Raw genomic sequence first — 21968 nt, forward strand, 5'->3', positions numbered from 1 at the left:
CTGTTTTCGTCGTCATACCCCTTCCATGGCTACCGTTTTCTTTGCCTCTCTTCCATTTTCGTCCTCATGCCCCCTCTATGGCGACCATTTTCCTCTACTCTCTTCTGTTTTCGTCGTCATAACCCTTTCATGGTGACCATTTTCTTTGCCTCTCTTCCATTTTAGTAGTCATTAACCCTCCCTGGCTACCGCTATCTCACCAATGAACTCTTCCAGTAATCTAGCAATAAATTAATTACAAAATAACACAAAAAAGGACACTCCCCATTCAGAAGTGTCCAGTCTGCATCTCTATTATTTCGAAGCGATACTTCCCTGGAACACACGCTTTAACGCATCTGCCGCCTGCTCAATAGATTTTCTTCCCTGTTCCAGTACACCCGGCATCCAGAAGAAGCCATGGATCATGCCGTCATACCGTTTGGCTTCAACCGGCACACCAGCTTCTTTTAAACGCTCAGCGTAAGCTTCTCCCTCATCACGCAGCGGGTCAAACTCTCCCGTTAAAACCAATGCCGGAGGCAGTCCGCTCAAGTCTTTTGCCTGCAGCGGAGAGGCATATGGGTTTTTCCCGTCTTCCTCATTCTGCAGATAGTGATTCCAAAACCACTCCATGCTGTCTTTTGTTAACAGGTAGCCGTCTGCATTTTCGGTATAGGACTCTGTTGCATATGAATGGTTGGTTACCGGATAAATCAGCATCTGATAGGCTAATGAGATTTCACCCTTGTCTCTTGCCATGAGAGCCACAACGGCTGCAAGGTTTCCGCCTGCACTGTCACCGCCCACCGCAATACGGTTGGGATCTATACCAATCGATTCTGCATTTTCAGCCACCCACTTGGCTGCAGCGTACGAATCATCTGCAGCAGCAGGAAATTTATGTTCCGGAGCCAGCCTGTAATCCACCGAAACGACCACGCAATTCGCCAAATTTGTTAATAGCCTGCAAGGAACCTCTACTGTCTCAAGGTCACCGATTACCCAGCCGCCGCCGTGATAATATACGAGCGCAGGGAATGGACCTTCTCCTTTAGGAGTATAAATTCGAACCTGTATATCCCCTCCGGATCCCGCAATTTTTCTATTTTCAATCTTTCCTACTTCCTCCGGTTCACCAGCCAGAGCGCTAAAATCAGTGGTAAGGCGAGCTTCCTCTGGTGATAGCTGGCTCATCGGCGGTGCTCCTGCTGCCTCCATTTGTTCCAGTAAAAACTTTGCCTGCGGATCTAATGCCATAATTATTTTCCCCCTATTAATTTATTAATATATTGAAAGAATACCTGCCCAATTTAAGCCCTTTATTTAACAGCACTCTTTTCAGATGCTGTCAGGCTAAAACCTTCATAGCCTTTTTCGGCGACTTCTTCACAAATCTTCCGATAGGCTCCTACACCGCCAAGATAGATTTGAAAACCTCGGGCTTTCCCTTCAATATTCGCACCCATGTACCAGGAGTCTGTCTTGGTAAATAGAGTCTGATCGGCGATTTCACGGCAATGCTTGCTCCATGTATTTTCCGCCTCTTCATTCACTTCAATAACAGCCTGGTTTTGTTCGCGCATATAACTGATGCAGTCAAATACCCATTCCACATGCTGCTCAATTGAAACCATCATATTGCTTAAAACAGACGGACTTTCAGGTCCAGTCAGCATAAACATATTCGGGAAACCAGCTGTGCCCAGGCCAAGATAGGTGCGGGTCTGTGAGCCGCCTGCCCATTTCTCTTTCAAAGATTCGCCGTCTTTTCCACGGATATCGATCTTAAACAAAGGTCCTGTCATCGCATCAAAGCCTGTGGCAAACACGATCATGTCAAGCTCATATTCACCATCCGAAGTTTTAACACCTGTTTCGGTAATTTCCTGAATCGGGGCTTTCTTTACATCCACCAGCGATACGTTATCACGGTTATAGGTTTCAAAATAATCTGTATCTATGATGGTCCGTTTAGTGCCATAATAGAACCTTGGAAGGAGTTTCTCAGCCACTTCAGGATTATTAACCGTTTCGCGGATTTTAGAGCGAATGAACTCCGCTACGATCGCATTGGCTTCCGGAGATATGGACAGGTCATTATATGCGTAAGTTAGTTTAAGCAGTCCTCCTTCTTTCCAGGCTTCCTCGAAAACTATTTGCCTTTCTTCAGGGGATTCGTCAAAAACGGAAACATTTCTTGGCTCCTCCGGTATTCCGGTAATGGAATGGCGCATTTTTGCTCTTATGTCCCCGTAATTTTCCCTGATATTCTTCAAGTGTTCTGGATCATTCGGCGTGTTCCTGGCAGGGCTGCTGTATTGCGGAGTCCGCTGGAATACAGTCAGGCGCCCGGCTTCTTTTGCAATGACAGGAATGGCCTGGATACCGCTGGAGCCTGTGCCAATGATGCCAACCCGCTTCCCTGTAAAATCTACTCCTTCATGCGGCCAGTGGCCGGTATGATGCCATTCGCCCTTAAAGTTTTCCAGCCCTTTAAATTTAGGCACATTGGACGCTGACAAGCACCCTACAGCTGTAATAAAATATTGAGCAGATACCTTTTCGCCATTATTTAATTGGACGTCCCACCTTCTATTCTTCTCATCAAATTTTGCGGATTGCACCCTTGTATTGAATTGCACATCACGCCGAAGATCAAACTTATCTGCTACATAGTTTATATAGCTTAATATCTCAGGCTGTTCAGCGTATTTTGCCGACCAGCTCCATTCTTTCAGCAGTTCCTCAGAAAACGTGTAATTATAGTAGATGCTTTCAACATCGCATCTTGCGCCGGGATAACGATTCCAATACCATGTGCCGCCTACATTATCGCCTGCTTCAAATACCCGGGTGGAAAAACCAGCCTCCCGCAAACGATGCAGCATATACAATCCAGAAAAACCAGCACCAACGACAACAGCATCAAAATCCGTGAGAGAGTTCGATTTTTGAAATGATGACATTCTTTCTTCCTCCTCATGATATTAGTTCAATTGAAAGCGATTACATTTTTTTCTTTTAAATTGATCCTCCTTTCCAGTGCTTATACTTTTTTCTATTTTAAGCTTACTATCATTCGTTTATATTGAATATTCACAATTTTCTATATATAATTACCCTATAAGGAAGGTGTTAATGTGGCAATTGAATCTACCATATTAGGTAATATCCAAAATTTAGAAGTTGTCGAGAGTCATGAAGAAAAGCTGTATAAAATTCTAGAGGTTTATATGAACATTTTCCCTGTTAAAAACGCCTATTTATTCCGTTATTCCCCTTTAGGTTTTATTGGTGAAGGGATCATTGCAATTACATGCCATGGACTAATACATATCAGAGATATCAGGGATGATATTCGTTCACTGCCGCTTATATATTCTGCCCTCTATGAAAGAAAAGCAAAATATTGTTCGGGGATAGAATACCTGAAGCAAATAAATATAAAATACATTACAACTTCCAATGTCAACTCCTTCCTGGCTATCCCCATCTGCTTTGGCGCTGTTCCCATCGGGTATATTTGCACAAACGAATTTGATGATCATGCACATATTTCGGTTCAGCAGCTTTCTTCATATACTCAATTTGGTCAGAACATAGGAAAAATCCTTGAAAAAACGGAAGGAAAAGAAGATGCCCGCCTATTAAGCAAAAGAGAAATGGAGGTTATGAAAAAGATTTCCTGGGGGGAAAGCATAAAGGAAATGGCTGATTCCATGTTTATCAGTGAAGTTACCATCAACCAGTATATTAAAACAGCCATCAGAAAACTGGGAGCTCAAAACCGGACTCAAGCCATTGCGGAGATGTTTCGTCGAGGGATGATTTCATAATTTTACACATGATCCCCAGCCGCACCAAAAAGCCCCATCTTATAATAAAGAGAGGGGCCATTTTGGCTGTTTATTTCTCCATCATCAATTTCAATATCAGTTCATCCGTATGACGGGTGCCTTCATTTCCTAATTTACAGAAGCTTTCGATACTTTTCTCAACATCATCATGAATAAATCCATCGGTTGATTTAATTTCCTGATCGTTGAGTGCAAGAAGGGCAGATTGCACAGCTACATTGGAACAGGTAGACACTTTCATTGCACATCCTGCTTTTGCTCCGTCACAGATCATTCCGGATACATTGCCAATTGTATTTTGAATGGCCGCTTTAATTTGCTGAAGGTGCCCATCCAGTAAATAAACGATGGCTGCACTTGCCCCCATTCCCGCAGCCGTTACACCGCATAAAGCCGAAAGCCGGCCAAATTTGGATTTTATATGAATGGTGATCAGATGGCTGAGTGCCACTGCCCGAATCATTTTCTCATCTGTGACCTTCAGTCTTTCTGCAGCAGCAACAACTGGAAGAGTGACTGCGATGCCCTGGTTGCCGCTTCCGGTATTTGCCATTACAGGCAGTGTTGATCCTGCCATTCTCGCATCTGACCCGGCTGCAGCTAAAGACATTGCTGCAGTAGCAATATCATCTGATAAAATCCCCATTTCCACATTTCTCTTGATCGTTTTCCCTACCTTTAGGCCATATTCGCCTGATAAGCCTTCCAGCCCAATGACCCTGTTGAGCTCTATACTCTTTTTCACAAGTGACAGGGAGCTGATTTCCACACCCAGCACCCATTCATATATTTCATCAATGGTGAGTGCAATTAATTCTTCTTCTTCAGATTGGATTCCTATATTTTCACATCCGCCCTGATAAATAACTTCGCCATCAACCTCAATTAAAGTAATATTGCTGTGGTTATCAGAGATTACCACTCTGGCAGTCTGCATATCAGTTTTTACTATCACTTCAATGTAAAGCCTTTTCGGTGTCTCAGCTTGGAGTGAAGTTACTTTTCCTTCTTCAATAAGTTTTAATGCCAACTGCTCATCTTCAGGACCCATTCCCGCTAATACTTCCAGTTTTCTCGCAGGATCCCCTGCCACAGCGCCAATTGCCGCTGCGAAATCCAGACCATATGAACTCATGCCGGGAATTCCGACTGATTTGGCATTTTTGATGATATTTCCGCTCGCTTTCAAGCAAAGCTCTTGTATTTCCCCTTTAGCATAACTCTTGGCAGTTGCTGCAGCGAGTGCAATCGCAACAGGTTCCGTACATCCAAGGGCAACCACTAATTCTTTTTCCAGAATTCTTAAGATTTTATGCTTCTCCATTTTCATACCCCTAATGATTAAAATAAATGAACTTAAACTATTATAATTCATATAGTTAAAAATGAAGAGAGGGAAAATTTACTTCCACCATAATACCCTTAGGATTCAGTAAACCAGGACCTTGTTTTTTTACCCTTTGCTGAATAATGAACTTAGATTCTTCAATGTATATAATCTGCCCGTCACCATAAAGAGGCTGTTATAGTTCCTTTGTACATATTCATCAATAATGGTCAGGCCTTTTACAAACCGGTCCACCAAATAATTTGTGTACTTCGGATCCCAGACAAAGCGATTGATCCTGATCAGCTCATTTGCAAGAATATGAAACTTAAAGTCTTCAGCAATCAGTTGGATTTGTCTTATTTTATCAGTATCCATATAAAAGATATTTTTTTCGAGGTTTTTACTCAGGAATGTCAAAAAGTCATTAATATTTTCAGCGAGTAATGTTGCTTTTTGCATTTCAGGGGCCACAAAAATTCGCTCCTTTCTTATCATTCTGTTAAGAAGAATTTATGAAAGAGAGCTCGCTCTTAACACCTAAAAAAGGAAGGAAACTTGATGTTCCTGACCATTTGCAGATTATTTTTTCCATTTTAATCAGCGGCCAAAGGAAGCTGTTCCACCCTGCGATAAAGGTAAAAATACCCTGCACTGCAAGAACTGGCTTAGCCGTTTGAGAACAAAAAACAGCCCCATTAATAAAACCGGGGCTGTTGAATGTGGTTTAATATATTCGATAATTTCCTGTTCAATCCGATTTATTTCAGCAATCCTTCCCCCTCAAGATACTCTCTTGCAGTTTCTTCAGGACTCACACCTTCAACATTTACTTTGTAGTTCATTTCACGCATTTCATCATCGGTGATCTTTCCATCCAGCTTGTTTAAGGCTTTGACAAGCTCAGGATGCTCTTCAGCGGTTTCTTCTCGCAAAATCGGGGCTCCCTGATAGGGAGGAAACAGATTTTTATCATCCTCAAGAACAGTGAGGTTATATTTTGCGATTTCACTATCTGTAGAATAAGCATCCACTAAGTTGATTTCACCTTTTTCAATTGCACCATAGCGCAGCTTGGGCTCCATGGTTAAAACAGTTGGAAAGTCCAGGCCATACAGCTCCTGAATGCCCCGATAGCCATCTTCCCGATCCGAGAATTCAAGAGTGAAGCCGGCCTTAATGCTTTGCTCGACAGCTTTTAGATCCGAAATGGATTGCAGGCCATAATCCTCAGAGAATTTCTTCGGTACAGCCAGCGCATATGTATTATTGTATGCCATCGGTTTCAGCAGCATCATACTGAACTGATCCTTCATTCCTTTTCTCGCCTGCTCGTAAACCTCCTGCTGTTCAGTGCTTACCGCTGACTCTTTTAGAAATTCAGCAATGGCTGTGCCGGTAAACTCAGGATACACGTCAATACTGCCTGACTTCAGAGCATTAAAGACGAAGGATGTTTTTCCTAAACCTGGTTTTAACTCAACATTAAGATCGGTTTCATTCTCAATCAGCAATTTGTACATATTGATCAGGATTTCCGGTTCTGAACCAAGCTTCCCTCCAATAACAATCTTCTCTTCAGACTTATTTGTCAGCAGCGGAATAGCCATAACCAGTACCATTGCGCCAATGAAGACTCCCAATGCAGTGATCGACCGTTTGAAAGACAAATGCTCGAATCGCCGCAGCAGCATGTCAAAAAGGATTGCCAATATGGCTGCAGGTATGGCCCCAAGAACAATCAGTGCCGTATTATTTCGGTCGATTCCAAGGAGAATCAGTTCTCCCAGTCCTCCTGCTCCGATTAAAGCAGCGAGAGTAGCAGTTCCCACGATTAGCACCATTGCTGTCCGAATGCCGGCCATAATGATCGGCATGGCAAGAGGAAGCTCTACCTTCATGAGCCTTTTGCTTCTCTTCATCCCCATTGCCCTAGCGGCTTCAATTATGGAATCATCCACCTCTCTTATGCCTGTATATGTATTTCTCAGAATGGGCAGAAGGGCATATACGACTAGTGCGATAATGGCAGGCACCTTTCCTATCCCAAATAAGGGAATCAACAAGCCAAGCAAGGCTAATGAGGGCACAGTCTGCAATACGGCCGTCACCCCAATGATCCCCTCTGCGATTTTTTGCTTCTTAGTCAGATAAATTCCAAGCGGGATTGCAATCAGGACTGCAAAGAATAAAGCAATAAGTGAAATCTGTATATGCTCAATCAATACACTGAATAGCTGCCCTTTCCTTTCATTTATAACAGAGATAAAGGCATTCATGACCTCACCTCATCCTTCATGCTTCCGGCAAGTTCACGAATAACGGCCTGCCTGTTGACCATGCCAATGATATTCCCGTCCTCTTCGACAGCAAGTTCATCATGAACTGACAATAAGCTAAGTGTTTCTTCAAATGAAGCGGTGGCTGAAATGACTATTCCTTGCTGTCCTGTTTCTGTAACCGGCAGAAGGATATCATGAAGGCTGAATCCCTCTATGTACGGTCCATGCTCTTCCCCGACAAACTGCCTGACAAATTCGTTTTCCGGATGTGCAAGCAGCTCTTCAGGTGTGCCGGTTTGGACGATTTCCCCATCCTTCATGACACAAATGCGGTCACCGAGCTTCAAAGCTTCCTTCATATCATGTGTGACAAACACAATCGTTTTCTTTATTTTTTTCTGAAGGCTGATTAGGTCATCCTGAAGCTTTTCCCTGCTTAGGGGATCCAGCGCACTAAAAGGTTCGTCCATCAGGATGATTGGAGGGTTAGCTGCAAGTGCTCTTGTTACACCCACCCTTTGCTGCTGTCCTCCTGAAAGTTCATGCGGCTTTCGGCTCCGGTATATGTCAGGCGCCAATCCGACCATTTCCAATAACTCATCAATCCGTTCTTTAATTTTTTTTTGCTCCCAGTTTTTAAGCTCCGGAACAATCGAGATATTTTCTCCAATTGTCATATGAGGAAAAAGGGCTATCTGCTGAAGAACATAGCCAATATCCCAGCGAAGCTCATGAATATCATAGTCACTGATCCGTTTTCCATTTATGAAAATCGTTCCCGCTGTCAAAGGAATCAGCCTATTAATCATCTTCAGAACGGTGGTTTTCCCGGAACCGCTCGGACCTATAATCACAAAGAACTCGCCTTCTTTTATATGTAAATTGATTGAATCTACTGCTTTAGTACCATCCCGGTACTGTTTCGACACATTGTCAAACTTAATCATTGCTCCACCTCTCAAATATGTTTACATCTGGATTATTCCCTTAAAAATTCCCGAAAAACGGTCCTGTCCTCATTTTCTTTTTTGCTTATACTATCATACAGATAGACAGGAAACATTTCCATTTTAAAAGTCCAAAGAAAAAGCAGCCTCCATTTTATTGGAGGCTGCCTGTAATTATGCTGAAGATTTTTTAAGGTTCTTAAAGAGGTCCGGAAAGTCATTTGTGATTGCTTCGCGGATATCCCCATATCCAAGATGGCTAATGGGATAGGCTTTTACTTTCTTTAAGGTGGAATGCGGATTTCCTTTAAAAATATTTACGGTCTCCTCTAAAAATTTTTCCTGCTGGAACAGATGATTGTTTCGATTTTCATAGACTTTGTTTTCTGTTTGCTCATAAATAACATAATAGTTATCAATGATTTCACCACGGAACATTTCCTGCGTCTCAATTACTTCGTGTACTTTCATCGGTATCAGTCTCCCTTTTCAATAAATTCAAATTGACGAAAGTGATTAATTCATTCCCAATGGCAAAACCAGCAGCTTTATACTTTGGATACTATGATGTTTTTTACTTGAACATGCCTCCCCATGCTGATTTCATTCTATTGGCTTATTATGTGGTTCTCTCTAATTTCAATTCTGGCTGCACCTGTTTCCTGGGCTGCTTTTATTACTGCGTCCCTTACCGCAGGGACAACCCGGCTGTCGAGGGGGCCTGGTATTACATAATCAGGTGTCAGGTCTGTAGAATCGATTAATCCGGCAATCGCTTCAACAGCTGCCATTTTCATTTCTTCATTTATTTCAGTAGCCCTGACATCCAGTGCCCCCCGGAAAATTCCAGGGAATGCGAGGACATTATTCACCTGATTCGGCAAGTCGGATCTGCCTGTGCCAACGACTTTGGCTCCTGCAGCTTTCGCTTCATCCGGCATGATTTCAGGAACTGGATTGGCCATGGCAAATATAATGGAATCCGGACTCATTGTCTCGACCATTTCCTTTGTTAAGGCACCGGCAGAGGAGACACCAATGAACACATCGGCACCAATGATAACATCCTCAAGCGGCCCTCTGCGTTTTCCAGAATTGGTAATTTTCGCAACAGACTCTTTAACAGGGTTCATTCGCTCTTGACGCCCTTCATAAATCGCTCCTTTTGTATCACACATGATGATATCTTTTGCTCCCATATTCAGGAGAAGCTTGATAATGGCAATTCCTGCGGCACCAGCTCCATTGATTACGATTTTTATTTCATCCATTTTTTTGCCGGCAAGCTTCAGTGCATTGATTAAACCGGCTGCAGTTACGATAGCAGTTCCATGCTGATCATCATGAAAAACCGGGATGTTCATTTCCTGCTTCAGCTGTTCTTCAATGTAAAAGCAATTTGGTGCCGCGATGTCTTCCAGGTTAATGCCCCCAAAAGAAGGCTGCAGCAGCCTGAGTGTTTTAATGATTTCTTCTGGGTCCTTCGTATCAAGGCAAATCGGAACCGCATCAATCCCGGCAAATGCTTTAAATAGTGCAGCTTTCCCCTCCATAACAGGCATGGAGGCTTCAGGGCCAATATCCCCAAGTCCGAGCACCGATGTTCCGTCAGAGACTACGGCGATTAAGTTTCCTTTAATGGTATAGTCATAGACTTTCTCAGGCTGGTCATGGATTCTTCGGCACGGCTCTGCCACTCCTGGGGAATAGGCTAAGCTTAAATCTTTCATGCTATTTAGCGGCATTTTTACATCAACTGTTAACTTTCCTTGAAACTTCTCATGAAGAAGCAGAGATTCCTTTTGCAAATCCATTCTATCCATCTCCCTTTATTAAATATTGTTAATTTTCAGTATTTATTGTAGATTATTATATAATGAGTCGCATTCATAAATGAAATACATATAATCTATAATCTTTATGCCTTTTGGCTATACGAAGGGAGTGAAGTGAATGGATATCCGTCATTTAGAATATTTTGCTGAAGTTGCTCAGCACTTAAGCTTCACAAAAGCCTCCCAGACCCTGCATGTCACCCAGCCTTCCATCAGCAAAGCCATTAAAAATCTCGAAGGTGAACTTGGGGTACCGCTTTTTTATCGGTCATCGAAGCAGCTTGAATTAACGGATGCTGGAAAAGCAGTATTAATCAATGCGAAAAAAGTGCTTGAGGCATTTCAGAACCTGACATTGGAATTAACAGATCTAATGGAGCTGAAGGGCGGTGAAATCAAAATAGGCATACCTCCAATAGTCGGCGCCGCCTTCTTTTCGAAGCTTATCAGCCAGTATAAAGAAAAGTTCCCCTTGATCGAAATAAAATTAACAGAAGTCGGCACGAAGAAGATAAAAAAAGGAGTGGAAGATGGCATCTTGGATATCGGCCTTATTTGCACGGTGCCGGCTCATGGCAGCAGCTTTGAAATAATCAAAGTCCTAAAGGACCCCTTAATGCTCATTATCCACCGGGAACACAAGCTTGCTTCCAAAACGGAAGTGCATTTTTCAGAATTAGCCAAAGAGCCTTTTATTCTCTACCGGAAGGATTTCACCCTTTATGACTTAATTATTGAGGAATGTTTAAAGAGCGGCTTTCAGCCTAATATCGTCTGTGAAAGCTCGCAAAAAGACTTCCTGCTGGGAATGGTTGAAGGGAAACTGGGGGTCACCATGCTTCCCAGCAAAATCTGTAAAAATATAAACTGCCATGACCTTGTGGTTCTGCCAATCTCTGAGTCTGCTGTTAATTTAGAGCTCGGGATGATCTGGAAAAAAAATAAGTACTTATCCTTTGCGGTCCGGGAGTTTATCACCAGTGCGGAGACTTATTTGAAGGAAGGACAGTGAAACGCCGTCGCGCAGGTTAAGAGTGCGACGGCGCTTTACATTCTAAAACTATTGCGAGCAAGCCATAACAAATGCCTTAAATATAGCCTTTGAAGGGGAATCATTTTTTTGTGTCATGCATTCAGGGTGCCATTGTACCCCTAACGCGAAGTTATGTTTGCTACTCTCAAAAGCCTCAATGACACCATCATTTGCTTCGGCACAAACCTCAAAGTCGTCTGGCATTTTGCGGACAGCCTGATGATGATAGCTATTTACTTTAAAGCTTTGCATTCCAGTTACTTTGTGCAGGAGAGATTCTCTTTTTACATTCACAAAGTGAGTCGCATGCCAGCGTGGGGCTTTTTGGGCATGCTGAAGCAGGGGTTCGCTCATTTGGGAGTAGATGTCCTGATACATATCACCGCCAAGAGCAATACTGAGGATTTGGCAGCCCCTGCATATGGCTAAAATTGGTTTATCACGAGCGAGCATTTTTTGAATTAGGCTGATTTCAAATATATCTCTTTCAGGACAAATACTGCCCAGTTTTTGATGGGGTTCTTCACCAAACAGTGTTGGGTCGATGTCCCCCCCTCCCGTAAGCAGCAGCCCGTCAAGGGTTTCAGCTAATTTGTCAATTTTGTCATCATCCAACAGATTAGGGACAACAACCGGTACGGCTCCAGCGTTTAATAATGAATGGATATTATCCATTGAAACGGTAAGTTGCTTGTCATCTAAATTTGAAGTAACCCCTATTATTGGTTTCATTTTTACACCCCTGGATATGTAGTTTAAGGAGATTATTCTACAAAACCTGGAAGAAGTCCTACCGATCTGCAATAAAAAGGTAATAAGCGAAGACCAAAAAGGCTGCCCATCTTTGGGCAGCCCTGTTTTCATCATTAATATGGATCTGTTTCGCGGCTTTTTTCAACAGCTTCTTTTGCTGCCTGGTTCTGGGCAATCGAACCTTGGCCATATTTGGATCTTCCAGCATCCCGGCCAGGCACTTGCTCTTTGCCGCTCATTGCCTGCAATTCTTTCATAACTTTCGCTGTTCCTTCCTTCACGCGTCGGCCATAATCTTCATCTGCCTGTGTAAAATGCTCAAACATGGCATCCTGGATACGCTTGTCACAAACCGCCAATGCTTCAGACAGGTTTTTAATTAATTCATCTCGTTCCCAATCTTCAAAGCTCCGGTAAGTATGACCTGCCTGTCCATAATTATTTGGCCGATCAATGGGAGCGCTCATTGCTGCTGCATTATAGGTTGGCCGATGTGGTGTGCGGCCTTCTTCAGGTGCTTCTTTGAATCCGCCCTTCATCGATGGTTCATAGTTAATATGCGGATTTTCCCCAGACTCCCTCGGGTCATGAGTGTCCATTTGCCCTCGCTGCTGATTTGTGCGCACAGGCACTTTCGGTGCATTAACAGGCACTTTTAAATAGTTCGCTCCGACGCGATAACGCTGTGTATCGGAATAAGAGAAAGTCCGTCCCTGCAGCATCTTATCATCAGAAAAATCCATTCCGTCGACTAGTACCCCAGTACCGAATGCAGCCTGCTCAATCTCTGCATGGTAATCTTCCGGATTGCGATTAAGAACCATGCGGCCAACCGGAAGCCATGGAAACTTCTCTTCCGGCCATAGCTTTGTATCATCAAGGGGATCAAAATCAAGTTCTGGATGATAGTCATCCTCCATAATCTGCACAAAAAGCTCCCATTCAGGATAATCTCCGCGTTTAATCGCCTCAAATAAATCCTGTGTGGCATGACCGACATTTTTCGCCTGTATTTCATTTGCCTCTTCCTGAGTCAGATTACGGATGCCCTGCTTCGGCTCCCAGTGATATTTCACCAGTACTGCTTCTCCTTTTTCATTCACCCATTTATACGTATTAACACCGGATCCCTGCATATGACGGTATGTAGCGGGTATTCCCCAAGGAGAAAATACGAAAGTAATCATATGTGTAGCCTCAGGTGTCCTGGAAACAAAGTCAAACATCCGCTCAGGATTTGGCACATTTGAAACAGGATCAGGCTTGAAGGCGTGAATCATATCAGGGAATTTCATCGCATCACGGATAAAGAAGATTTTCAGGTTATTCCCTACCAAATCCCAGTTTCCGTCTTCAGTATACATTTTTACGGCAAAACCTCTGGGATCACGTGCTGTTTCGGGTGAATCCTTTGCACCGGCCACTGTTGAAAAGCGGACCATTAATGGCGTTCTCTTCCCTTCACCTGAAAAAACTTTTGCTCGTGTATACTTTTCGACCGGTTCATCGCCAACCTTTCCGTATGTCTCAAAGTATCCGAATGCCCCTGCTCCTCTTGCATGCACCACACGCTCTGGTACCTCTTCCCTGTCAAAATGGGATATTTTTTCAATAAAATGGTAATTCTCTAAGGTCGCTGGCCCCCGGTTGCCTATCGTGCGAATGTTTTGATTATCCGTTACAGGGTGCCCCTGCCGAGTAGTCAACGTCTCACGCTTTACATCTTGATCATTTGCTTTATGACTATCTTTATTTTCAGCCACAAACAGACCTCCTTTAAATTAATGTCTCTATTTTTTGTTTGAATTTGGAAAAATATACCCTAAACATTTACTGGCATTCCATATTCTAGAATTCCATATTTTCTGTTACCCTTTGAAGTAGTAATTAAACCTATTGTACACATCCATTCTTTTCGAATAATGTTCAAGTCTTTGCAAAAAATACTCTTGATCAAGGGAGGTGTAGACTTGCCGAATCTTAATGATAACAAGTTCAGAAAAATTCAATCTGAGAGCCAAAAGCAGGGTAAAACATACGAAGAGTATGCTGCTGAACTGGCAGCAAATAAAATGAAGGCACAGAAAAGAAAATAAAAAGAAAGAAGACGCGCTTTTCCCTATAATTTTTAAGGGATTGGCGCTTTTTATTTTCAGCTCTTCTTTCACAACATATTAAAAGGCATTACTGAATACTTTTGTATAAGCAAATAAGGGAGGGTTCCAAATGGTAAAGGGAAAAACTAAAAAGATTCTATTATTTTGTGACCCTGGAATTGACGATTCTCTAGCGATCATTTATACATTGCTCGATCCGGATCTTGAGCTGGTCGGACTTGTTACGAGCTACGGGAATGTAACAGAGGACCAGGCTACAGCCAACGCCTATTATCTGCTTGATCTGGCCGGACAAAAAAGTGTTCCAATTATTCCAGGTGCGGCGCAGCCTGTTCAGCAGGAAAAAGTCACGTACTATCCTGATATCCATGGAGCAGAGGGGATTGGTCCAATTCAGCCCCCAGCTGATTTAAAATATCAAACCTATCCATTTGATACAATTCGCATCCTTATTGAAAAGTATCAAAAGGACTTGATTATTGTTGATACCGGCAGGTCAACCAGCCTCGCAACAGCATTTATACTCTTTGACGAACAAATCAGACAAGTGGGAGCTTTTTATATCATGGGCGGTGCTTTCTTTGTTCCCGGAAACGTAACCCCTCTTGCAGAAGCCAATTTTTATGGTGATCCCACTTCCTCCAATTACATTTGTAAATTTGCCCATAACCTTACAATTACCCCCCTAAATGTTACAGAATTTGCAATATTGACCTTGGACATAGTGGAATATGTATCAAATACAGCTTCAAACCCTTTCACTTTTTTATTAAAACCTATTTTCGAGTACTATTATAAGGCTTATCAAAGCCTGGTTCCCGGCATTCAGGGAGCGCCTATTCACGATCTGCTTCCCATCATGATCATCAATAATCCTGCTATAGCTGATTATATTTATTACGATGTAAGTGTCATTGATGGAACTGTAGAGGGAAAGGGACTATCTTATATCGATATCCGGCCGGGCAGTCCGAAGGGTAAGACAAGAATAGCCGTTAAACTTGACTACGAAGCCTTTACAAATGAATTCATCAAAGTTATGCTTGCCCAAAATTAAAGTCTGCTGTCTCCTGTAATGCTGACTTCAATAGAACCCTCAGATATTGAATAAACTTCATGGCTACTGTTAAACCCTATTTTTATGCCAGTATCTTGTACAGCATGATTGTATGCTCGTTTTAACAGCTCCAACTGTTCATTTTACAAAAGGATCTGCGCAAGGAACGGAATTATTTAATAATTTGTCCTCATCCCGTTCATAGATTGTTAACATTTCCGTATTACAATGAACTTGTACCGAAACATCATACAGCCCTTTTTCTTTACCCCTTCAGGTCCGGCCTTTTAGAGGCCGGATTTTTTATGTCTGCTTGTTGAAAATATTTTCCTGTAGCGGACCCGCTGCTTTATGAAATAGAAATAGAAAATAGCACCTCTCACACTGAGAAGAGCTGTCCATTCATCCTTTACCAGCCTGAAACCCCGGATATTGTGTCATGCCGCCATCTGCATATAATGTTAATCAGGTGACATAGCTGGCTTCTGTTGATGCAAGCCATACTGCACAAGCTGCTATTTCTTCCGGCTTGCCAATGTAGCCCATAGGAATTAGCTCAACAACACCTTTTTTCAATTCCGGGTCTGAGAACTTTTCCGCATTTATGGGTGTATCAATAGCACCAGGGGCAATGCAGTTCACTCTGATACCATGCGGAGCAAATTCTAGCGCGAGTGTTTCGGTCATCAATTTGACCCCACCTTTGCTCGCTGCATAATGAACAAAATGAGGCCATGGAATTTCCTGATGAACAGATGACATATTAATGATTGAGCCTTTTATTTTGTTTTCCAGCATATAGTTAATAGCTTCACGGCAGCCGATAAATTGCCCCGTCAGATTTGTCGAAATCACTTTGTTCCAATCCTCCAGAGTAAGTTCTTCAGACGGAACTTCATTTTCGATCCCCGCATTATTAATCATGACATCGAGCGATCCGAACGTTTTAATAGCATGGGCAATCATTCTTTCAACATCTTCTTCCTTTGTAACATCCCCCTGGATGGCAGATGCACTGCCGCCGGCTTTCTCAATCGTTTCTATAATTCCCTGCACTTCCTGTTCCTCATTAAAATAATTGATGACTACCTTTGCTTTTTCAGCTCCAAACCGTTCTGACATTGCCTTTCCCAGCCCGGTCGCTCCGCCGGTAATAACGACAACTTTCCCTTCAAGACTTGGATACATAAGATCACTCCCTTATTTTTTCGTAAAGCCAAGCAATACTCCCCCTGCAATAATAAATAAACAGCCAAGGAGAACCATAAACACCTGTTTTTTGCTTTTCCGTTCTTTTAAAAAGAAAAGCCCGCCAATGGTGGAAATCACTATTCCTGTTTGAGAAAGTGAAAAGCTGGTGGCCACGCCGATTTTCGGAAGGGAAAGAAGCAGTCCCAGATTCCCGGTACTCCAAATCAGCCCTGTAATAATATTACGGATTGCATATTTGTTATAAGGCTTGCGGCGGAGAGTTATAAGGAATGCTCCTATTGCCATTCCAATCGCCTGCGGCAGAATGGCAGACCAGCCATCAATTTCAAACCAGCGGATGAGTACCACATACCCGACAAAGCCTGCTGTCGATAAAAGGAGTACAAGCAGGCCTTTCTTTAGACTCCTTCCCTGTTCCTGATCAACCCCCTGTTTCAGAGAAGTCAGTATGGCACCGATAATGATGCAGACCAATGAGGTGACCCCGATAATAATGCTCATCTTTGTTTCCCATTCTTTAAAAATGAATACTCCAAAAAATGTGGTTCCAATAAGCTGCAGGCCAGTGGACATCGGAGCTGTCTTTGCTACCCCTAAATAGCGGACTGCCCCAAACTGATTTTTCTGTCCAATCGACCAGAATAAACCAGAAATCAAGCCGACTGCCCAGACGATATTGGAAAGATCCGGCCTTTTAAAAAGATAGACTGCAATAGCAAACAACAGTGCACCTATTGTCGTGCCAAGAGTCTGGCTGTCCTCGTCCCCGCCAAGCTTGTTGCTGACAAATACAATGCTGCCCCATGAGACGGCTGCAATGAGGGCTAGTAGAATTCCTGTCATGGTGTGTACCTCATCTTTCGATTTTATGTACATTTTTAGGTTGCAGTTATATAAGAACTCTTATTCCACAAGCAAAAAACTATTAGATTCTTTATTATCATTCCACATATTTAAACCACTAAAACCATTATTATCAGTAATCTATCTAGCACTAGTCGTTTAGCAGATATTTCAATATAATAATTTACACACAATTTATAATATTTGTGTTAAACTTACAAATATCACTGTCCAACAACAGTGAAAGGCTATTATTCTCTTTTATATAATAAACACTTCGGAGGGAATCGAATGAAAAACGCATTCAGCAAGTGGAACGAAATAAGCCTGGTCAAAAGAATCCTGCTGGGCATCATCGCAGGTGCAGCCCTCGCCTTGACTATTCCAAAGGCAGCGGGATGGATCTCTATCTTTGGTACATTATTTGTAAGTGCATTAAAAGCAGTAGCACCGGTACTGGTTTTTTTCCTGGTCATGCATGCCATCTCCAAGCATAGAAGCGGCCAGAGGACGAATATGAAGTCCATTATAGCTCTTTATGGTTTAAGCACCTTTTTAGCCGGACTTGTTGCAGTTATTGCAAGCTTTATCTTCCCAGTTACTCTTTCACTTGCTCCGGGGGCAGAGGATGTAGCACCACCTGGAGGGATTGCGGAAGTTCTTAAAACTCTGCTGACTAACGTAGTGGACAACCCGGTCAATGCCCTGATCAATGGTAATTATATAGGTATTCTAACTTGGGCAATTCTTCTTGGCATTGCCTTAAGAAAAGCTGCAGATACAACAAAAAATATGCTCGCAAACTTTTCGGATGCTATTTCAACCCTAGTGAAATGGGTGATCAGCTTCGCTCCAATCGGAATTATGGGTCTTGTTTTTGATGCGATAGTCACCAATGGGCTTTCTGCACTGATGGATTACGGCAAATTACTGGCCATCCTTTTGGGATGTATGTTCTTTATTGCTCTGGTCGTAAATCCACTTATAGTATTTTTAAATATTCGCAGAAATCCATATCCGCTTGTTTTAAGATGCTTAAGAGAAAGTGGTATTACAGCGTTTTTCACTCGCAGCTCAGCAGCAAACATTCCTGTAAATATGACCTTATGCGAAAAGCTTGGATTGGATGAAGATACTTATTCCGTATCTATCCCGTTAGGCGCAACGGTTAATATGGCAGGAGCAGCTGTTACAATTTCTGTTCTGACACTTTCAGCTGTTCACACATTAGGTATTCAAGTGGACTTTGGAACAGCTCTAATCCTTAGCGTGTTAGCAGCAGTCTCCGCAGCTGGTGCTTCTGGCGTTGCAGGCGGATCCCTCCTTCTCATTCCTTTGGCAGCGAGCTTGTTCGGAATTCCGGATGACATAGCTATGCAGGTTGTCGGGGTAGGATTTATTATTGGCGTATTACAGGATTCATGTGAAACAGCCCTTAACTCTTCCTCAGATGTTCTATTTACAGCAACAGCTGAATATAGGAAGAAGCGCAAGGAAGGGAAAATTTCAAAACTTATCGCATAAATAAAGGAGCCCCTCCTAAAGGGGACTCCTTCACTGAAGCCTGTCGTTTATAGACGGGCTTTTTTTATGTATTGTGCCATTAGGTACTAATAGTTTTTACCCTTCACTTCGCATTTTCATCGGGCTGGTGAATACCGAAAACATTGCCTTCAGTATCCTTGTAGTACCCCTGCCAAGCCATACCTGGAAGAGCATACTTCGGCAATGCAAGAGTTCCGCCATTTTCAAGGATTTTGCCTTCCGCAGCATCGTAATCTTCCACGCCTATTGTACAGGAATATCCGTTTATAGCCTGATTAGCTTCTGGTGGCTGCCCCTGGCGCTGCATCAAAGCACCATTAATGCCCGGCTCTTCATCACTTCCAGTCACTGCTCCATAATAAGGCATTCCGGCATACTCACTCCAATCCTGAAATGACCATCCAAAAACCTCTCCATAAAACTTTTTAGCCCGCTCCATATCATCGACATGGATTTCAAAATGAATTAATCTGCCCATATTCTCCTCCTTGAACTGTAATCTCTTATACACCTTTAATTATACAGTTTATGGCAGTTTTTTAAACGATTTAATAAATTAATTATCACGAGCATCAGGATAAGCCAGACACCTTTATCTTTATAGGCTGTAATTTTTCCGGCTGAAAATAAATAGGCTGACTCCAAGTGTCATCAGAGATAGAAATTTGCTTGCAAGCAAGAGATAAGATGTCTTACCTGAATCCATGGGAATATGCGGATGCTGGATCAGAGTGTAAATAATGAGAAGGCCAAAGAGAAGGATCACATAGGCGTTCTTAAAAGCCCTGTCAAAGATTTCCTCCCCTTTATCTTCCTGAAAATCAGTTAAAATGGCAAAGCCGTATGTGAAAATGAGAAGCATGGTGTAGATTAATACTGTGACTGCAAAAAAGATATTCATATTTTCTGCCTCCTTTTAACTTACTTCTGATGTCCATATCGGCGGCCATTTACTTATATAATCCGTACGTTTTGCTGACCTCTTGTATAAATATGATTCCATTGCCAGGTTCGTCAATTTTAAGTTTTTTCCTTATAGAAGCAACAATTCCTTCTGTACTTTCTTCTTCTGAAAGAATCAGCACAATCTCTTTCTCAGGCTCAATCGCCATTGAAAATATCTTGCTGGTTTCATGAATGCCTGACCCTCTCGCATTAATGATAGTTCCTCCCTTTGAACCTGCTTCGGCTGCTGCATCAATCACATACTCCGCCTTCCCTTTTTCAACAACAACCGTAATGGCATGATACATCACTTTTTCTGCACCTCTTCCCTGCTTATTATTTTCACTTCTGCAGCGGCTTGCACCTATCACATTACATACAGGTATAGTAAAAGCTATGCCGTGATTCGGTTTACTGAATTTAAATTTCATGTCCAGCCCTATTAGTACCTGATTCGCTGTTTCTTTATCCGAGACCATCAGGACAATTTCCTTTTTTACATCATTTAAAGAAAAAAATTCTAAAAGGCGATTTTGAATAGTACCTTTGCCCAGGAACACAGTACCTCCTGAAATACCATTTGCCTTTGCGGATTGAAGGACTTTACTTCCTGACCCAAAGTTGACAATAACACAGACTAATTCGAATCCGGTATGATCAAAGTGACTGTGCATCCTTTTCAAATCCCCCTTTTTTGGATTTTAGCTTAAAGATAAAGCCCAATACCTGCAGGGCAATCAGGGGCGTCAGCGCAACCATTGCGATCATGCCAAATCCATCTTTTAATACATTGGCACCTTCTATTGATTCCGCAGCTCCCTGCATAAAGGCTAAAATAAAAGTAGCTGTCATCGGGCCTGATGCCACCCCACCTGAATCAAAGGCAATCCCTACGAATAGCTTTGGAACAAAATAGGTCATAGTGATCGCAATGGCATAGCCCGGTAAAAGATAATGCCATAGCTGCAGCTCAGGAATAATAATTCTTAACACTGATAGAGCAACGGCAGCCCCAACCCCTATTGATAGGGAAATCATGACGACCTTCCTTTTAACATACCCGCTTGTTACATCCTCAATTTGATGTGTTAACACATGAACAGCAGGCTCTGCCAAAATGGTCACGAAGCCCAATATAAAACCTATAATTATAATGTATGCTTTACTGTCTAAAGAGGCTATGCTATGTCCCACCGACGTGCCGACATCCATAAAACCAGCATTTACCCCTACTAAAAAGAGGACAAGGCCCAGAAAAGTAAAAACAATTCCCTTTATTATTTTGTGGACTGCTTTTTTGGACATTTTAAAGATCAATTTCTGTAGCAGCAAAAAAATTAGTAAAATTGGTAGCAAGGCCAAAAACACTTCACCTGCAAGTATGGGTGTTTTGTTCAAAAATGGCCCAAGAATATTCGAAGAAGGGTCATGATGTTCAAGGCTCCCGGATATTTTATCAGCTTTCGATAAAATGCTCATGATCATGACTGAAATGATGGCGCCGGTAGAAGCTATGGCTACTAATCCGAAGCTATCTTGTTCAGAAGCCTGGCTATCCTTTTTCAAAGATGAAACACCGAGGGCCAGAGCCAAAATAAATGGAACAGTCAAGGCTCCAGTGGTGGCACCCGAAGCATCAAAAGAAATGGCCAGGAACTCAGGTGATGTAAAAATGGCAAGTATAAAGATAATAAGGTACAGGATCGTCAATAATTTATATAAAGGAAGGTTATACACAATTCTCACAAGGCCTGCAGAAAGCAAAGCGGCAATACCGATTGAGACGATAACGACAATATAGCCCTTTGAAATAAGGCCTGAGGTAACCAGTTCAATTTGCCCTGCAAGAATGTGCAAATCAGGCTCGGCTATTGAGATGATAAAACCAAGAACGAGGCCGGCAGCAATGACAATCCATACTTTATTGGTTTTTGCCATGCCAGCACCCATCATCTGTCCAATGGGGGTAATTCCAATATCCACGCCAAGCAGGAAAACAGATAATCCGATAACGATTAAAATGGCCCCTATCACAAAGCGTATAATCAAGAAAGAATCTAATTGGGTAATAGTCAAATTTAAAATGATTACGAGGGCGGTAATGGGGAGAACAGCATACAAAACTTCTTTAACTTTAGGCATTAATACAGTCAAATAGAGATCATTCCTTTCCAACTAAAGTTTAATACCATACATAGACAGCACCTTCTTCGTTTTTATAATTATGCTGCAA

The 21968-nt window shown here is 42.4% G+C and carries 20 protein-coding genes and 3 pseudogenes; 6 read left to right on the top strand and 17 right to left on the bottom strand.

Going from position 1 to position 21968, the window contains the following annotated elements; genetic code table 11:
- Window positions 1-294: 294 nt before the first annotated feature.
- Together NSQ49_RS02535 and NSQ49_RS02540 are read right to left on the bottom strand one after the other, a co-directional pair.
- Window positions 295-1239, bottom strand: coding sequence for an alpha/beta hydrolase (locus NSQ49_RS02535; protein ID WP_251282894.1), 945 nt, complete (start codon window positions 1237-1239; stop codon window positions 295-297).
- A gap of 62 nt (window positions 1240-1301) precedes the next feature.
- Window positions 1302-2948 (bottom strand): flavin-containing monooxygenase, encoded by a 1647-nt coding sequence (locus tag NSQ49_RS02540; RefSeq protein WP_159869104.1) that lies wholly within the window; start codon window positions 2946-2948, stop codon window positions 1302-1304.
- 174 nt (window positions 2949-3122) lie between these two features.
- Here NSQ49_RS02540 and NSQ49_RS02545 point away from each other — a divergent pair, with 174 nt between their 5' ends.
- The gene (locus tag NSQ49_RS02545) at window positions 3123-3818 is read left to right on the top strand and encodes a response regulator transcription factor (RefSeq protein WP_251282893.1); all 696 of its coding nucleotides are present in this window, start codon (window positions 3123-3125) and stop codon (window positions 3816-3818) included.
- A 70-nt stretch (window positions 3819-3888) separates the two neighbouring features.
- Here the strand turns inward: NSQ49_RS02545 and NSQ49_RS02550 are convergent, their stop codons facing one another.
- The 7 genes and pseudogenes from NSQ49_RS02550 to NSQ49_RS02580 all read right to left on the bottom strand — a co-directional run bounded on the left by NSQ49_RS02550 (window position 3889) and on the right by NSQ49_RS02580 (window position 10209).
- Window positions 3889-5163: an L-cysteine desulfidase family protein gene (locus NSQ49_RS02550; RefSeq protein WP_251282892.1), complete on the bottom strand. Its 1275-nt coding sequence runs from the start codon at window positions 5161-5163 to the stop codon at window positions 3889-3891.
- 129 nt (window positions 5164-5292) lie between these two features.
- Entirely contained in the window at window positions 5293-5640 is a 348-nt protein-coding gene (locus tag NSQ49_RS02555) for a hypothetical protein (RefSeq protein WP_251282891.1), read from the bottom strand.
- Window positions 5641-5764: 124 nt separating this feature from the next.
- Window positions 5765-5839 (bottom strand): annotated as a pseudogene (locus tag NSQ49_RS02560) (hypothetical protein); the annotation flags it as partial.
- Window positions 5840-5927: 88 nt separating this feature from the next.
- Window positions 5928-7445, bottom strand: coding sequence for an osmoprotectant update ABC transporter permease/substrate-binding subunit OpuFB (gene opuFB / locus NSQ49_RS02565; RefSeq protein WP_251282890.1), 1518 nt, complete (start codon window positions 7443-7445; stop codon window positions 5928-5930).
- Window positions 7442-8395: an ABC transporter ATP-binding protein gene (locus NSQ49_RS02570; RefSeq protein WP_251282889.1), complete on the bottom strand. Its 954-nt coding sequence runs from the start codon at window positions 8393-8395 to the stop codon at window positions 7442-7444. The genes opuFB and NSQ49_RS02570 overlap by 4 nt, the downstream gene beginning before the upstream one ends.
- A 174-nt stretch (window positions 8396-8569) precedes the next feature.
- Window positions 8570-8866, bottom strand: a complete 297-nt coding sequence (locus NSQ49_RS02575; protein WP_159867219.1) for a hypothetical protein — start codon at window positions 8864-8866, stop codon at window positions 8570-8572.
- A 137-nt stretch (window positions 8867-9003) separates the two neighbouring features.
- A complete protein-coding gene (locus NSQ49_RS02580; RefSeq protein ID WP_251282888.1) occupies window positions 9004-10209 on the bottom strand; it encodes an NAD(P)-dependent malic enzyme in 1206 nt (401 codons plus the stop codon).
- Window positions 10210-10348: 139 nt separating this feature from the next.
- On the opposite strand from NSQ49_RS02580, the gene NSQ49_RS02585 reads away from it, so the two are divergent.
- Window positions 10349-11242 (top strand): LysR family transcriptional regulator, encoded by an 894-nt coding sequence (locus tag NSQ49_RS02585; RefSeq protein WP_251282887.1) that lies wholly within the window; start codon window positions 10349-10351, stop codon window positions 11240-11242.
- A 48-nt stretch (window positions 11243-11290) separates the two neighbouring features.
- Here the strand turns inward: NSQ49_RS02585 and NSQ49_RS02590 are convergent, their stop codons facing one another.
- On the bottom strand, window positions 11291-11995 hold the full coding sequence (locus NSQ49_RS02590) for a gamma-glutamyl-gamma-aminobutyrate hydrolase family protein (RefSeq protein WP_159867210.1): 705 nt from the start codon (window positions 11993-11995) through the stop codon (window positions 11291-11293).
- A 134-nt stretch (window positions 11996-12129) separates the two neighbouring features.
- Window positions 12130-13779: a catalase gene (locus NSQ49_RS02595; protein WP_251282886.1), complete on the bottom strand. Its 1650-nt coding sequence runs from the start codon at window positions 13777-13779 to the stop codon at window positions 12130-12132.
- 207 nt (window positions 13780-13986) lie between these two features.
- On the opposite strand from NSQ49_RS02595, the gene NSQ49_RS02600 reads away from it, so the two are divergent.
- The 3 genes and pseudogenes from NSQ49_RS02600 to NSQ49_RS26710 form a co-directional block, all read left to right on the top strand.
- The gene (locus NSQ49_RS02600; RefSeq protein WP_268891669.1) at window positions 13987-14112 is read left to right on the top strand and encodes a hypothetical protein; all 126 of its coding nucleotides are present in this window, start codon (window positions 13987-13989) and stop codon (window positions 14110-14112) included.
- Between the two features lie 130 nt (window positions 14113-14242).
- Window positions 14243-15190 (top strand): nucleoside hydrolase, encoded by a 948-nt coding sequence (locus NSQ49_RS02605; protein ID WP_251282885.1) that lies wholly within the window; start codon window positions 14243-14245, stop codon window positions 15188-15190.
- A gap of 362 nt (window positions 15191-15552) precedes the next feature.
- Window positions 15553-15603: pseudogene (locus NSQ49_RS26710) on the top strand (hypothetical protein); the annotation flags it as partial.
- On the opposite strand, the pseudogene NSQ49_RS02610 reads toward NSQ49_RS26710, so the two are convergent.
- Window positions 15593-16378, bottom strand: a pseudogene (locus NSQ49_RS02610) (glucose-1-dehydrogenase). The pseudogenes NSQ49_RS26710 and NSQ49_RS02610 overlap by 11 nt on opposite strands.
- 12 nt (window positions 16379-16390) lie before the next feature.
- Window positions 16391-17245, bottom strand: a complete 855-nt coding sequence (locus NSQ49_RS02615; protein ID WP_251282884.1) for a GRP family sugar transporter — start codon at window positions 17243-17245, stop codon at window positions 16391-16393.
- A gap of 291 nt (window positions 17246-17536) precedes the next feature.
- Between NSQ49_RS02615 and sstT the strand changes: the two genes are divergently transcribed.
- The gene (gene sstT, locus NSQ49_RS02620) at window positions 17537-18769 is read left to right on the top strand and encodes a serine/threonine transporter SstT (protein WP_251282883.1); all 1233 of its coding nucleotides are present in this window, start codon (window positions 17537-17539) and stop codon (window positions 18767-18769) included.
- A 103-nt stretch (window positions 18770-18872) separates the two neighbouring features.
- Here the strand turns inward: sstT and NSQ49_RS02625 are convergent, their stop codons facing one another.
- The 4 genes from NSQ49_RS02625 to NSQ49_RS02640 all read right to left on the bottom strand — a co-directional run bounded on the left by NSQ49_RS02625 (window position 18873) and on the right by NSQ49_RS02640 (window position 21889).
- Window positions 18873-19268: a VOC family protein gene (locus NSQ49_RS02625; protein ID WP_159867192.1), complete on the bottom strand. Its 396-nt coding sequence runs from the start codon at window positions 19266-19268 to the stop codon at window positions 18873-18875.
- A gap of 120 nt (window positions 19269-19388) precedes the next feature.
- Window positions 19389-19691 (bottom strand): hypothetical protein, encoded by a 303-nt coding sequence (locus tag NSQ49_RS02630; RefSeq protein ID WP_159867189.1) that lies wholly within the window; start codon window positions 19689-19691, stop codon window positions 19389-19391.
- A gap of 49 nt (window positions 19692-19740) precedes the next feature.
- Window positions 19741-20409 (bottom strand): P-II family nitrogen regulator, encoded by a 669-nt coding sequence (locus NSQ49_RS02635; RefSeq protein ID WP_159867186.1) that lies wholly within the window; start codon window positions 20407-20409, stop codon window positions 19741-19743.
- The gene (locus NSQ49_RS02640) at window positions 20393-21889 is read right to left on the bottom strand and encodes a DUF1538 domain-containing protein (protein ID WP_159867183.1); all 1497 of its coding nucleotides are present in this window, start codon (window positions 21887-21889) and stop codon (window positions 20393-20395) included. Before NSQ49_RS02640 ends, NSQ49_RS02635 begins: the two co-directional genes overlap by 17 nt.
- Between the last annotated feature and the right edge of the window lie 79 nt (window positions 21890-21968).

Source organism: Cytobacillus sp. FSL R5-0377 (assembly GCF_038004385.1).
Taxonomy (GTDB): domain Bacteria; phylum Bacillota; class Bacilli; order Bacillales; family Cytobacillaceae; genus Cytobacillus.

Coding starts and splice junctions, on each gene's coding strand:
- NSQ49_RS02630 (WP_159867189.1), bottom strand. CDS start 19,691: ATGAATATCTTTTTTGCAGTCACAGTATTAATCTACACCATGCTTCTC.
- NSQ49_RS02535 (WP_251282894.1), bottom strand. CDS start 1,239: ATGGCATTAGATCCGCAGGCAAAGTTTTTACTGGAACAAATGGAGGCA.
- NSQ49_RS02570 (WP_251282889.1), bottom strand. CDS start 8,395: ATGATTAAGTTTGACAATGTGTCGAAACAGTACCGGGATGGTACTAAA.
- NSQ49_RS02625 (WP_159867192.1), bottom strand. CDS start 19,268: ATGGGCAGATTAATTCATTTTGAAATCCATGTCGATGATATGGAGCGG.
- NSQ49_RS02540 (WP_159869104.1), bottom strand. CDS start 2,948: ATGTCATCATTTCAAAAATCGAACTCTCTCACGGATTTTGATGCTGTT.
- NSQ49_RS02615 (WP_251282884.1), bottom strand. CDS start 17,245: ATGACAGGAATTCTACTAGCCCTCATTGCAGCCGTCTCATGGGGCAGC.
- NSQ49_RS02575 (WP_159867219.1), bottom strand. CDS start 8,866: ATGAAAGTACACGAAGTAATTGAGACGCAGGAAATGTTCCGTGGTGAA.
- NSQ49_RS02590 (WP_159867210.1), bottom strand. CDS start 11,995: ATGAAACCAATAATAGGGGTTACTTCAAATTTAGATGACAAGCAACTT.
- NSQ49_RS02580 (WP_251282888.1), bottom strand. CDS start 10,209: ATGGATTTGCAAAAGGAATCTCTGCTTCTTCATGAGAAGTTTCAAGGA.
- NSQ49_RS02585 (WP_251282887.1), top strand. CDS start 10,349: ATGGATATCCGTCATTTAGAATATTTTGCTGAAGTTGCTCAGCACTTA.
- NSQ49_RS02605 (WP_251282885.1), top strand. CDS start 14,243: ATGGTAAAGGGAAAAACTAAAAAGATTCTATTATTTTGTGACCCTGGA.
- NSQ49_RS02635 (WP_159867186.1), bottom strand. CDS start 20,409: ATGCACAGTCACTTTGATCATACCGGATTCGAATTAGTCTGTGTTATT.
- NSQ49_RS02550 (WP_251282892.1), bottom strand. CDS start 5,163: ATGGAGAAGCATAAAATCTTAAGAATTCTGGAAAAAGAATTAGTGGTT.
- sstT (WP_251282883.1), top strand. CDS start 17,537: ATGAAAAACGCATTCAGCAAGTGGAACGAAATAAGCCTGGTCAAAAGA.
- opuFB (WP_251282890.1), bottom strand. CDS start 7,445: ATGAATGCCTTTATCTCTGTTATAAATGAAAGGAAAGGGCAGCTATTC.